12 protein-coding genes are annotated in these 13,129 nt (G+C 60.6%); 1 reads left to right on the forward strand and 11 read right to left on the reverse strand.

Translation table 11 applies throughout. The features are described from left to right. Positions 1 to 27: 27 nt before the first annotated feature. The 8 genes from ACLBW8_RS12155 to hutC form a co-directional block, all read right to left on the reverse strand. The gene (locus ACLBW8_RS12155; RefSeq protein ID WP_447805449.1) at positions 28 to 1,551 is read right to left on the reverse strand and encodes an HAL/PAL/TAL family ammonia-lyase; all 1,524 of its coding nucleotides are present in this window, start codon (positions 1,549 to 1,551) and stop codon (positions 28 to 30) included. A 136-nt stretch (positions 1,552 to 1,687) separates the two neighbouring features. Beyond that, on the reverse strand, positions 1,688 to 2,512 hold the full coding sequence (locus tag ACLBW8_RS12160) for a quaternary amine ABC transporter ATP-binding protein (protein ID WP_046034013.1): 825 nt from the start codon (positions 2,510 to 2,512) through the stop codon (positions 1,688 to 1,690). Next, a complete protein-coding gene (locus tag ACLBW8_RS12165) occupies positions 2,509 to 3,360 on the reverse strand; it encodes an ABC transporter permease (RefSeq protein WP_064450271.1) in 852 nt (283 codons plus the stop codon). The genes ACLBW8_RS12160 and ACLBW8_RS12165 overlap by 4 nt, the downstream gene beginning before the upstream one ends. Positions 3,361 to 3,431: 71 nt before the next feature. Then, positions 3,432 to 4,397: an ABC transporter substrate-binding protein gene (locus ACLBW8_RS12170; protein ID WP_064450270.1), complete on the reverse strand. Its 966-nt coding sequence runs from the start codon at positions 4,395 to 4,397 to the stop codon at positions 3,432 to 3,434. 69 nt (positions 4,398 to 4,466) lie between these two features. After that, entirely contained in the window at positions 4,467 to 5,924 is a 1,458-nt protein-coding gene (locus ACLBW8_RS12175) for a purine-cytosine permease family protein (protein ID WP_447805450.1), read from the reverse strand. Positions 5,925 to 6,067: 143 nt separating this feature from the next. Next, positions 6,068 to 7,738: a urocanate hydratase gene (gene hutU, locus ACLBW8_RS12180; protein WP_447805451.1), complete on the reverse strand. Its 1,671-nt coding sequence runs from the start codon at positions 7,736 to 7,738 to the stop codon at positions 6,068 to 6,070. A gap of 406 nt (positions 7,739 to 8,144) precedes the next feature. Next, the gene (locus ACLBW8_RS12185; protein ID WP_447805452.1) at positions 8,145 to 8,705 is read right to left on the reverse strand and encodes a HutD/Ves family protein; all 561 of its coding nucleotides are present in this window, start codon (positions 8,703 to 8,705) and stop codon (positions 8,145 to 8,147) included. Then, the gene (gene hutC, locus ACLBW8_RS12190; RefSeq protein ID WP_232000148.1) at positions 8,702 to 9,412 is read right to left on the reverse strand and encodes a histidine utilization repressor; all 711 of its coding nucleotides are present in this window, start codon (positions 9,410 to 9,412) and stop codon (positions 8,702 to 8,704) included. The genes ACLBW8_RS12185 and hutC overlap by 4 nt, the downstream gene beginning before the upstream one ends. Positions 9,413 to 9,559: 147 nt before the next feature. Between hutC and ACLBW8_RS12195 the strand changes: the two genes are divergently transcribed. Further along, positions 9,560 to 10,924: a formimidoylglutamate deiminase gene (locus ACLBW8_RS12195; protein ID WP_447805453.1), complete on the forward strand. Its 1,365-nt coding sequence runs from the start codon at positions 9,560 to 9,562 to the stop codon at positions 10,922 to 10,924. Positions 10,925 to 11,055: 131 nt separating this feature from the next. Here ACLBW8_RS12195 and ACLBW8_RS12200 read toward each other — a convergent pair whose 3' ends face one another. The 3 genes from ACLBW8_RS12200 to ACLBW8_RS12210 form a co-directional block, all read right to left on the reverse strand. Beyond that, a complete protein-coding gene (locus ACLBW8_RS12200) occupies positions 11,056 to 11,625 on the reverse strand; it encodes a lipocalin family protein (protein ID WP_221293722.1) in 570 nt (189 codons plus the stop codon). 30 nt (positions 11,626 to 11,655) lie between these two features. Continuing rightward, entirely contained in the window at positions 11,656 to 11,910 is a 255-nt protein-coding gene (locus ACLBW8_RS12205; protein ID WP_017849914.1) for a hypothetical protein, read from the reverse strand. Between the two features lie 144 nt (positions 11,911 to 12,054). Further along, positions 12,055 to 13,065 carry a class 1 fructose-bisphosphatase gene (locus ACLBW8_RS12210; RefSeq protein WP_053253909.1) on the reverse strand — a complete coding sequence of 337 codons (1,011 nt, stop codon included), beginning with the start codon at positions 13,063 to 13,065 and terminating at the stop codon, positions 12,055 to 12,057. Between the last annotated feature and the right edge of the window lie 64 nt (positions 13,066 to 13,129).

Raw genomic sequence — 13,129 nt, forward strand, 5'->3', positions numbered from 1 at the left:
TGTTGAATACTTCTTTTAAATAAGTGTTCAGTGCAAATTCGGTAATACGTGGTGCAGCAAAGCGGTGTCGTTGAGCAGCGCGGCGGCGCTCGCGATGTCCGGCGCCAGCCAGCGGTCCTGTTCGTACGGCGGGACCTTTTCACGCAGCAGGCGCCAGGCGCTGTCAGTGCCTGCGCCGAAACGCTGGTCCTTGAGAAACTCGAACGCCTGGGCCGCCAGCAGGTACTCGATAGCGAGGATCTGGGTGACGTTGGCCAACAGCTGATGCAGCTTGAGCGCGGCATTGGTGCCCATGCTCAGATGGTCTTCCTGCAGGCCCGAGGTAACGAAGTTGTCGAGCACCGCCGGTTGCGCCAGTTGGCGGTTTTGCCCACACAAGGACGCCGCGACGTACTGCACGATCATCATCCCGGAGTTGACCCCGGGGTTGCTGACCAGGAACGCCGGCAAGCCGCTGACATGCGGGTTGATCAGGCGGTCCAGGCGGCGTTCGGCCACGGAGCCGATTTCGGCCATGGCGATGGCGAGCATGTCGGCCGCCAACGCCACGGACTGCCCATGCGGGTTGGCCTGGGACACCACGCGGTAGTTGTCCGGGGTGCCGAGCACCAGCGGGTTGTCGGTGGCGCTGTTGAGTTCGGTCTCGATCTGGCGCGTGGCGTGTTCAACCTGGTCACGCGCCGCGCCGTGAATCTGAGGGATCGAGCGGATGCTCAAGGCATCCTGAGTGCGAATACCCTTGCTGCTGGCGATCACTTCACTGCCGTCGAGCAAGGCGCGCAGGTTGATACCCACGTGTTGCATGCCCGGGTGCGGCTTGAGGGCGATGATGGCTTCGTCAAACGCGTCGATCTGGCCACGCTGGGCCTCGAAGCTCATGGCGCCGATTACGTCGGCCCATTGCAGCAAATGATGCGCATCGGCCAGGGCCAGGCAGCTGAGGCCGGTCATGCACGGCGTGCCGTTGACCAGGCACAGGCCGTCCTTGGCGCCGAGTACCACCGGCTGCAAACCTTCTGCGCTCAGGGCCTGTTGCGCCGGGACGACGCGGCCCTGGTAGCTCACATTACCAACGCCGAGCAAGGCCACGCCGACGTGGGCCATGTGGGTCAGGTAACCCACCGAACCCTGGGACGGCACTTGCGGTGTGATGCCGTGGTTAAGCAGTGCCAGCAACGAATGCACCACCTGCGGATGCAGGCCGGATTTGCCGTGGCTGTAGTTGATGATGGCCGCGCAAATAATCGCGCGGGTCTGCTCGTCGCTGAGCACCGGGCCAACGCCACAAGCGTGGCTCAGCAAGGTATTGCGCGACAGCTGGCTGAGTTGCTCGCCCTTGAGCGACACATTGCACAGCGCGCCCAGGCCGGTGTTCACGCCATAGGCGCGTTCACCGCTGGTGACGATGCGCTGCACGATGGCCTGGGCATTGTCGATGCGCGCCCAGGCGTGGCCCGAGAGTTCGAGCACTGCGCCGTGACGAGCCACGGCGACCACGTCCTGCCAGCGCATCGGGGCGTCGGCGATGATGATTTTTGCTGCCTGGGACATCTTCATACCTTCTTCAATTCTTGTGCAGCCTTACCGGCCTCTTCGCGGGCAAGCCCGCTCCCACAGGGGAACGCATTCCAAATGTGGGAGCGGGCTTGCTCGCGAAGAGGCCAGCCGGCTCACCTCAAAATCCGGATCAGACCACCGCCGCCCGCCGCTGAACAAACCGGTCCACATACTCATCCGCCGGCGAATGCAGAATCTCGCGCGGCGTGCCGACCTGGATCAGCTTGCCGTCCTTGAGGATCGCAATGCGGTTGCCGATACGCACGGCTTCGTCGAGGTCGTGGGTAATGAACACGATGGTCTTGTGCAAAGTCTTTTGCAGCTCCAGCAACTGGTCCTGCATCTCGGCGCGGATCAGCGGGTCGAGCGCACTGAAGGCTTCGTCCATCAGGATGATGTCGGTGTCAGCCGCCAAGGCGCGGGCCAGGCCCACACGCTGGCGCATGCCGCCGGAAAGCTGGTGCGGGTATTTGTTTTCGTAGCCTTTGAGGCCCACGGTTTCGATCCAGTGCAGCGCGCGTTCGGCGCAGACCTGCTTGGTTTCGCCACGCACTTTCAAGCCGTAGGCGACGTTGTCGAGCACACTCTTGTGGGGCAGCAGGCCGAAGCTCTGGAACACCATGCTGATCTTGTGCCGACGGAATTGGCGCAGGGCTTCCATGTCCAGTTGCAGGATGTCTTCGCCGTCCACCAGGATCGCGCCGCTGGTGGGGTCGATCAGGCGGTTGAAGTGGCGCACCAGTGTGGATTTGCCGGAGCCCGACAAGCCCATGATCACAAAGATCTCGCCGGTGCCGATGCTCAGGGACAGGTCGTTCACGCCGACCACGCAGCCGGTCTCGGCCAGCACCTGGTCCTTGGTCTTGCCCTGGCCAACCAGCGCCAGTGCTTCCTTGGAGCGGTTGCCGAAGATCTTGAAGACGTTCTTGACTTCAATTTTGCTGACAGTAGTCATTTGTTCGCCTCATGCCGTGGACGACCATAGGCCTGGGTAATGCGGTCGATGACCACTGCAAGAATCACGATAGCCAGCCCGGCTTCGAGGCCACGGCCAACGTTAAGGGTCTGGATGCCGACGAGGACGTCTTCACCCAGGCCACGGGCACCGATCATCGAGGCGATCACCACCATCGACAGCGCCATCATGGTGGTCTGGTTGATCCCGGCCATGATGCTCGGCAGCGCCAGCGGCAGTTGCACGCCGAACAGTTGCTGCCAGCGGTTGGCACCGAAGGCATTGATGGCTTCCATGACTTCGCCATCGACTTGGCGAATGCCCAAATCCGTCAGGCGAATCAGCGGTGGCGCGGCGTAGATCACCGTGGCGAAAATCGCCGGCACCTTGCCGAGGCCGAACAGCATCAGCACCGGAATCAGGTACACGAAGCTGGGCATGGTTTGCATGATGTCGAGCAGCGGCATCAGCACCGAACGCAGGCGATTGCTGCGTGCCGACAAAATGCCCAGCGGAATGCCGATCAGCACCGAGATCACCGTGGCGACCATCATCAGTGCGAGCGTTTGCATCAGCTTGTCCCACAGGCCCACCGCGCCCACCAGGAACAGCAACCCGACGATGACCGCCGTGGTCACCACCTTGCGAGTGGCGTGCCAGGCGATCCCGCCGACGATGGCCAGCATCAGCCACCAGGGCGCAGCGCGCAGCAACCCTTCCAGGTTGACGATGGCCCACAGCAGGGTATCGGAGATGTGCCGGAACACATCGCCGTAGTTGGTGACCAGCGAGTCCACCCAACCGTTGACCCAGTCGGCGATGGAAAACGTAAAACTCTCAGGAAACATAGCGTGCTCTCGATCCAGTGGGTTGTGGCCGGGCGCCCGGTTGCCTGTGAGGGCAACCGGGAACGCTCAACCTACAAGGCCGCGTCGATTTTCTTGGCTGCGTCGTCGCTCACCCATGCGTGCCAGACTTCAGGATGTTCCTTGAGGAAAATTTTCGCCAGTTTTGGCGACTCAATTCGCTCTTTGGCCATGCGGCCCAGGTTCTGGTTCAGCAGCTCGATGGGCAGGTTGACCTTCTCCAGCACGGCCACCAGCTCCGGCGCTTGCTCGTGGAAGGTCTTGGACAAGCCCACCTTGATGCTCACGGTTTTATCCACACCGGGTTTTTCTTCCAGCTTGACCAGATCAACCTGGCCCATCAGCGGGGTGGGTGACCAGTAGTAGAACAGGATCGGCTCGCCACGCTTGTAGCTCGACAGCACCGCCGCATCCAGCGCCGGGCCGGTGCCTGGGCGGAAGTTGGTGTAGGTGCTTTCCAGGCCATAGCTCTTGAGCATTTCGCTGTTGTCCAGCTCACAGGTCCAGCCGGCCGGGCAGTTGTAGAAGCGGCCCTTGGATGGCTCTTCCTGGTCCTTGAACACCGAGGCGTATTTGGCCAGGTCGGCGATGTTTTTCAGGTCCGGCGCCTTGGGTTCCAGCTTGCGCTTGGCGTCGCCTTCAATCACGTAACGCGGCACGTACCAGCCTTCGACAGCACCGACAACCGGGGCACCGACGCCGACGACTTTGCCGGCCTTCTCGGCCTTGTTCCAGACTTCGCTGCGGCCGACCCACTCTTCGGCAAACACCTGGATGTCGTTGCTGCTCAGGGCGTTTTCCATGGTGATGGAGTTGCCCGGCAGGCTGTCGGTTTTGCAGTCGTAGCCTTTTTCCAGCACGGTTTGCAGGATGTCGGTGAGCAACATGCCGCTTTCCCAGTTCAGGCCGGCGAATTTCACCGGTTTGCCGGATTCGCACCAGCCGGCCGCCTGGGCGCCGGCGCTAGCCAGCAAGCCTGCAGAAAACAGTGATGCCAGCAGGGTTTTATTCATCTTCATTGTTGTGACGCTCCCAATCTTGAAATGGATTACGGCAGTCAGTAGGCGTCCTGCCCTGTCCACGTCCCATCAGGCTTGTGCGGCCAGCCCGTTTATCGTTGGTGCAGCGCCCTGCTCTCGCGGCAGGATCAGTCGTTCAGGGATTGCGCTGTGCCACTTTTTCGCACAGACGTAATAGAGGGCAGCGGGAAGTACCAGACCGATGATCCAGGAAATATCCACATCACCCAGCGCGGCCACCAGCGGGCCGGTGTAGAACTTGGTGGAGATGAATGGCAATTGCACCAGCACGCCGAAGACATAGACGCTGATACCGAGCAGGTTCCAGCGACCGTAGCGACCGTTCGGGTCGGCCAGCGCCGGCACGTCATAGCGCTCGCGGGTGATGCAGTAGTAATCCACCAGGTTGATCGCACTCCAGGGCGTAAAGAACGCCAGCAGGAACAGGATGAAAGACTTGAAAGCACCGAGGAACGAGTGCTGGCCGAGCAACGCGATCAGGGTCGCAGTACCGACAATGACCAGCACGAAGACCAGGCGTTGCAGACGCGTGACCTCCAGGCGACCCCGAAAGCCGCTGATGATGGTCGCGATGCACATGAAACTGCCGTAGGAGTTCAGCGTAGAGATGGTGACCTTGCCGAAAGCGATGCTGAAGTACAGCAGCGCAGCCGTGGCACCCGTACCACTCAAACCAACGATGTAAGCCACTTCGTGACCTGCGAATTGCCCGTTGGACATGGCCGCGGCAAACACGCCGAGGATCATCGCTACCTGTGCACCAATGACCGAACCCGCGCCAGCGGCGAGAAAGGTTTTCAGCGAAGACGTCTTGCTCGGCAAGTAACGTGAATAGTCCGCCACGTAAGGGCCGAAAGCGATCTGCCAGGAGGCCGCGAGCGACACCGCCAGCAAAAAACTGCTCCAACTGAAGTGACGGATTTGCAGGAGTGCGCCAACGTCGGTCTGGCTGATCAGGCGGCTGAACAGGTAGACGAAGGCAACCACACCGATGACGCTGGCGACGCGACCGATCCAATGGATCACCCGGTAACCGAGCACCGTGACCAGCACAATGACACTGGCGAAAATAAGGATACCGACGCTGTCGCTGACGCCAAACAACTGGCCCAGCGCTTGGCCGGACAGTACGGTGCCGGTCGCGGTAAAGCCGAGGTACATCAAACAGACCAGCACGATCGGGATGGCCGCGCCATAAACACCGAACTGTACCCGGCTGGAAATCATCTGCGGCAGGCCAAGCTTCGGCCCTTGCGCCGCATGCAACGCCATGACACCGCCACCGATCAATTGGCCGATCAACAGACCGATCAACGACCAGAACACATCACCGCCCAGCACCACGGCCAGGGCCCCGGTGACAATCGCGGTGATTTGCAGGTTGGCACCCATCCATAGGGTGAACTGACTGAACAGACGACCGTGTCTTTCCGCTTCCGGGATGTAGTCGATCGAACGCCTTTCGATCAACGGGGTGGTGCTTGCACGTGCGTCATTTGCAGCCATGTGTGTTCAACCTCTGATGGATTGTTTTTGTTTGCAACACAGATCAAATGTGGGAGCGGGCTTGCTCGCGAAAGCGGAGGGTCAGCTAACGATTACGGTGACTGGCACACCGCATTCGCGAGCAAGCCCGCTCCCACCTTGCATTACTTGATCATCGGAAGATCGAGGCCCTGCTCTTTGGCGCAGTCGATTGCGATCTGGTAACCGGCGTCTGCGTGACGCATCACTCCGGTGGCCGGGTCGTTGTGCAGTACGCGGGCGATCCGCTCGGCGGCTTCATCGGTACCGTCGCAGACGATTACCATGCCGGAGTGCTGGGAGAAGCCCATGCCCACGCCGCCGCCGTGGTGCAGCGAAACCCAGGTCGCGCCGCTGGCGGTGTTGAGCAAGGCGTTGAGCAGTGGCCAGTCGGACACAGCGTCGGAACCGTCCTGCATGGCTTCGGTTTCGCGGTTCGGGCTGGCGACCGAGCCGGAGTCGAGGTGGTCACGGCCGATCACGACCGGTGCCGACAGCTCGCCGCTGCGCACCATTTCGTTGAACGCCAGGCCCAGCTTGGCGCGCTGGCCCAGGCCTACCCAGCAGATACGTGCCGGCAGGCCCTGGAAGCTGATGCGCTCGCGCGCCATGTCCAGCCAGTTGTGCAGGTGCGCGTCGTCGGGGATCAGCTCTTTGACTTTGGCGTCGGTCTTGTAGATGTCCTGCGGGTCGCCGGACAGCGCCGCCCAGCGGAACGGGCCGATGCCACGGCAGAACAGTGGGCGGATGTAGGCCGGTACGAAGCCTGGGAAGGCGAAGGCGTCTTGCACGCCTTCTTCTTGCGCCATCTGGCGGATGTTGTTGCCGTAGTCGAAGGTCGGGATGCCTTGCTTCTGGAATTCCAGCATGGCTTTGACGTGCACGGCCATCGACTGCTTGGCGGCCTTGATCACGGCAGCCGGTTCGGTTTTGGCGCGGGCGCGGTATTCGTCCCATGTCCAGCCGGCCGGCAGGTAGCCGTTGAGTGGGTCGTGAGCGCTGGTCTGGTCGGTGACCATGTCCGGGCGCACGCCACGCTTGACCAGCTCCGGCAGAATTTCCGCCGCGTTACCCAGCAGGGCGATGGAGATGGCCTTGCCTTCCTGGGTGTATTTGGCGATGCGGGCCAGGGCGTCGTCGAGGTCGGTGGCTTGTTCGTCGACATAACGGCTGCTCAAGCGGAAATCGATGCTGACCTGCTGGCACTCGATGTTCAGCGAGCACGCCCCGGCCAGGGTTGCAGCCAGCGGCTGGGCGCCGCCCATGCCGCCGAGGCCGGCGGTGAGTACCCAGCGGCCGGTCAGGTCGCTGTTGTAATGCTGGCGACCGGCTTCGACGAAGGTTTCGTAGGTACCCTGGACGATGCCCTGGCTGCCGATGTAGATCCAGCTGCCTGCAGTCATCTGGCCGTACATGGCCAGGCCCTTGGCATCCAGCTCGTTAAAGTGTTCCCAGCTGGCCCAGTGCGGTACCAGGTTGGAGTTGGCGATCAGTACGCGCGGAGCGTTGCTGTGGGTCTTGAACACGCCGACCGGCTTGCCGGATTGCACCAGCAGGGTCTCGTCGTCATTCAAATTGGTGAGGCTCTCGACGATCTGGTCGTAGCACTCCCAGTTACGCGCCGCACGGCCGATACCGCCGTATACCACCAGTTCTTTCGGGTTCTCGGCCACTTGCGGGTCGAGGTTGTTCATCAGCATGCGCAGCGGCGCTTCAGTCAGCCAGCTTTTGGCGGTGAGCTTGTTACCGCGGGCGGCGCGGATTTCGACGTCACGGTATTTTGTAGGCTTGGTCACTGCTAAGACTCCTCGGCGATCGATGCGCGAACATTGATGGTGCGAAGGAGAGTCTTACGCACACATCTTTACTTGTACATACAAGCATATGCAATCAAGCGGCCAACTTTCTTAGCGAAGGCGTGAGATTTTTTGGGAAGGTGCGTGAAAGCCTTGGAAATTAAGGCCTGGAGGCTTGGTGAAATTTCTTGCGGAGGAGTTTTGCAGCGAGGGAGATTGTTCATAACAGCGTGGCTTTGCGCCACGCTGGGGCATTCGGTAACAAATTGGTGCGCTGGCCGGAAACAGATCCCTTGAACAACACAGAAACAAATGTGGGAGCGGGCTTGTCTGCGATGACGGTGTGTCAGCCAGCACATCCAGTACTGATACACCGCCATCGCAGGCAAGCCAGCTCCCACAGTTTTTAACCGAGTGCGGTCAGTTCGATGACGCAGCAGCGGCCGGTAACCGAGAGGTCCAGCAGGTCGGTGTTACCGTCGATTTGCAGGCAGTCGTGATGACCCAGCTTTTGATCCAGCACCTTCACTTCATCCGCGACGCTGAACACCAGCACGGTCTGCGCCGTACTGAAAAAACGCTGCACACCATCCATCCACTGCAAGCGTGCGTGGTAACGCTGCGGCGAATAAATCAGGTTGAAATCCCGGATCGGCCCGGTGATCAACCGGCAGGAAACCTCGCTTTCACCACTGAACGCAAAGGGCTGTAGCGGTAACAGGCCGCGCTGTTCCTCGCCATCCACGGTCAGCACCATGCCCGCACCCTTGATCACGGTGATGATGCGCTGGTAGCCAGCGAAGGTGGAAAACCCACCCGACTCACCGATATCGGCAATCGACAGGCGCCAGCCAAAGCCATCCAGGCCTGTGCCTGCGTCACGGGTAATTTCTTCGGTACTGCCGCCGCCGTTTTTCCATGGCATGCGGATGTAATCGGTGGCGCGCCAGACTTTCACTGCACTCATTTACTGAAACGTCCTTCCAGGCTATGACGGGAACCGGGGTGGATCAAACGCGCGGCGGTCACCGGCTGGCGACCGGACCAGGTGCGTCGGCGGATCAACAGGCACGGCTCGCTGGGCTCGATCTGCAGCAACTTGCACTCTTCGGCATCGGCAAGGATCGCTTCGACCACGTGCTCGCCTTCGGTCAGCGGCGCAACCTGGTTCAAATAGGCGTAAGGCGTTTGCTGGGTGAAATCCTGCTGCAAGTAGTCCGGCGCCACCAGGGCGTTGACGAAACGGTCTTCGATTTGCACAGGAATGTCGTTCTCGAAGTGCACGATCAACGAGTGGAACACCCGCCCGCCTTCGCGCATTTCCAGGGCGACGGCGCGCTCGGAGCCTGCGGCCTCTTCGCACAGGTGAATGACCTGGCAGGTATGCCGATGACCGCGGGAGGCGATCTCATCGGCAATGTTGTGCACTTCAAACAGCGCCGACTGGCTCTTGGGTTCGGCGACGAAGGTACCGACGCCTTGCATGCGCACCAGCAACCCTTCAGCGGTGAGTTCGCGCAGCGCGCGGTTGATGGTCATGCGGCTGAAGCCCAGTTGGCTGACCAGCTCGCTCTCCGACGGCACGCGGTAATGGGGCGGCCAGTTGCCGTTGAGGATTTGCTGGCTGATCATCTGTTTGACGCGGGCATACAAGGGCGCCGGACTTTCGTCCATGTGGGCAGCCAGCGAAGACTTGGCGGGCGGAGTCGGCACAGGGAATCCTTGCAGGGGGAAAAGATGCATAGATTGCCGGAGTTTACCGAGCAGGCAAACGTCTGTATATGTATATACAAATAAACACACGACCGGGGTGCCTTGATCATGTCCGCTTTCTTTGCCGAACGCGCGCTGCTGCCTAATGGATGGGCCAACGATGTACGCTTTGAAGTCAGTGCCGATGGCTTGCTGACCCACGTTGAGCCCAACGCCAGTGCAGACGGCGCCGAACGGCTTAGAGGTCCGGTGTTGGCGGGCATGCCAAACCTGCATTCCCACGCCTTCCAGCGTGCAATGGCAGGTTTGGCCGAAGTGGCCGGCAACCCGAATGACAGCTTCTGGACCTGGCGCGATTTGATGTACCGCATGGTCGGCAAGATCAGCCCGGAGCAACTGCAGGTCATCGCCCGCCAGTTGTATATCGAGATGCTCAAGGCCGGTTACACCTCGGTGGCGGAATTTCACTACGTGCATCACGACGTCAGCGGCCAGCCGTATGCCGACCGTGCGGAGCTGTCGCGGCAAATCAGCCAGGCGGCCGCCAGCAGTGGGATTGGCTTGACCTTGCTGCCCGTGCTCTACACCCACGCCGGGTTTGGTGGCCAGGCGCCGAACGAAGGCCAGCGACGCTTTATCAACAGCACCGAAAATTATCTGGACCTGCAAGCACGCCTCAAGCCGATGCTTGCCGCACAACCGGCGCAGCAGTTGGGCCTGTGCTTCCACTCATTGCGCGCCGTCACGCCGCAGCAAATCAATGAAGTGCTGGCCGCCAGTGACAAGGCTTGCCCGGTGCACATCCACATCGCCGAGCAACAAAAAGAAGTCGATGACTGCCTGGCCTGGAGTGGCAAACGCCCGCTGCAATGGCTGTATGACAACGTTGCAGTCGATGAGCGCTGGTGCCTGGTGCACGCCACCCACGCTGATCCTGACGAAGTCACGCGCATGGCCAAGAGCCGCGCAATTGCTGGCCTGTGCCTGACCACCGAAGCCAACCTGGGCGACGGGATTTTCCCGGCGGTGGATTTCCTCGCCCAAGGCGGACGCATGGGCATTGGCTCCGACAGCCATGTGTCACTCAGCGTGGTGGAAGAGTTGCGCTGGCTGGAATACGGCCAGCGCCTGCGCGACCAGCGGCGTAACCGCTTGTACCGCAGTGATCAGCCAATGGTCGGTCGCACACTGTTTGATGCTGCATTGGACGGTGGCGCCCAGGCGCTGGGCCAGACGATTGGCCGCTTGGAAGTGGGCAAACGCGCGGACTGGCTGGTGTTGGATGGCAACGACCCGTACCTGGCAACGGCGACGGAGGACGGCATTCTCAATCGCTGGCTGTTCGCCGGTGGTGATCGGCAAGTGCGCGATGTGCTGGTGAACGGGAAGTGGGTCGTAAGGGACGGGCATCATGCCGGTGAAGAGGAAAGCAGCCGCGCCTTCACGCAAGTGCTGAGGGATATGCTGGGCTAACAAACAATGCAAAACAAATGTGGGAGCGGGCTTGCTCGCGAATGCGGTGTATCAGTCATTACATCTGTCGACTGACACTCCGTATTCGCGAGCAAGCCCGCTCCCACATTTTGATTGGCGATGGTCCAGGTTTACTGCGAAGTCTTCGCCATCTGCTTGTCCGACGTACGCCAGATCAACCGCGTGGTGTCATACCCTTGCTGCCGCGCCCTGCTCAGCAGGTCTTCGCGGGTGTCGGCGCTGACCGTCGGCGTACGCGACAAGATCCACATGTAGCGCCGGCTAGGGCTGCCGACGATGGCGGTCTTGTAGTCATCACTGACGTACAGCACCCAGTAATCGCCCTTGGCGACGCCCGGCAGCAGCGCCGTGAACCAGTTATTGAATTCCACCCAGAGCTTGTCGGTCTTGCCGGGCACTTGCGGCGTGGCCGTGCCCTTGGCTTCTTCCCACTTCCACTCAGGCGTCAGGCAGCGGTTGAACACCGACATGTCGCCATCCGGCAGCAGGCTGTAGCGGGCTTCGGACTGCGCACAGTTACGCTGGAAATACATCGGCAATCGGGCCAATTCGTACCAGGTCCCCTGGTAACGCTTCAGGTTGACGTTGCTCGCTGTCTTGGGTTGCAGATCATCGCCAGAATGGCTGGCGCAGCCCGCCAAAAACAGGCTGGCGCAAAGAAACAAAACAAAACGGATCATTCTTCTTCTCCCGCAGGCTCGCGCCCCGGTTTACTTCAGGCCTTGCCCGGAAAACATCAGAACTTTGTCACCGGCGTACTGCACGCTGATAAAGCTGTTTTTATCGCCCCACGTGCAACTGGACATACCCAGTGCGCCGGAACAATCGGTCGGCTTGCCCAGCAACGACTCAACCTCGGCCTTGGCCATGCCAGCCGACAGCTTCGCGTAATTTTCTTGATTGACCTTGCTGCAAGCGGCTAACAGCACGCAAAAAGCCAGCAAGGCGAGACGGCGTAAAGACATGGAAAAGCTCCTGAAGAGACGAAGCAGCTGGGGTATCTGCCAGAAGCTTAGAAGGGAAAAGGGGTGTCTGGTTCCCGACGAGCGAAAACAAAAAAGCCCCGAAAACGCTGAAACGTTTCGGGGCTTTTTAATTACCGCAAGGTTTTACTTCTTGTGGTAACCGGTCACACGCTCAACCTCTTCCTTCGAACCCAGGAACACCGCCACACGCTGGTGCAGGCCTTCAGGCTGGATGTCGAGGATGCGCTGGTGGCCGTCGGTGGACGCGCCGCCCGCTTGCTCAACCAGGAACGACATCGGGTTGGCTTCGTACATCAAGCGCAGTTTGCCAGGCTTGGAGGGCTCGCGGCTGTCACGTGGGTACATGAACAGGCCGCCACGGGTCAGGATACGGTGCACGTCGGCCACCATCGCGGCGACCCAGCGCATGTTGAAGTTCTTCTTCAACGGGCCTTCCTCACCTGCCATCAACTCGCCGACGTAGCGAGTCACCGGCTCTTCCCAGTGGCGCTGGTTGGACATGTTGATCGCAAATTCCTGGGTGGAGGCAGGAATAGTGATGTCTTCGTGGGTCAGCACGAAGCTGCCCATTTCACGGTCCAGGGTAAAGCCTTTGACGCCGTCGCCCAGGGTCAGCACCAGCATGGTCTGTGGGCCGTAGATCGCATAACCGGCAGCGACCTGCTCGGTGCCTGGCTGCAGGAAGGCCTTTTCGTTCAGGGCTTCGTTCTGGCTCAGGTATTCGTTCGGGCAACGCAGTACCGAGAAGATGGTGCCGACCGGCGCGTTGATGTCGATGTTGGACGAACCGTCCAGTGGGTCGAATACCAGCAGGTACGCGCCTTTCGGGTACTTGCCCGGGATCTGGTAGGCATTGTCCATTTCTTCGGACGCCATGCCGGCCAGGTGACCGCCCCATTCGTTGGCTTCGAGCAGGATCTCGTTGGAGATGACGTCGAGCTTCTTCTGCACTTCGCCTTGAACGTTTTCAGTGCCCATGCTGCCCAGGACACCACCCAGTGCGCCTTTGGACACGGCGTGGCTGATTTCCTTGCAAGCACGCGCCACCACTTCGATAAGGAAGCGCAGATCGGCAGGCGTGTTGTTGCTGCGGGTCTGCTCGATCAAATAGCGACTCAGGGTAACGCGGGACATGTAAGGCTCCGGAGAATGGGGGGCTTATAAACCCGCGCAGTTTAACGCGAGTCGAGGCGTATTT

Source organism: Pseudomonas sp. M5A4_2d (assembly GCF_053345295.1).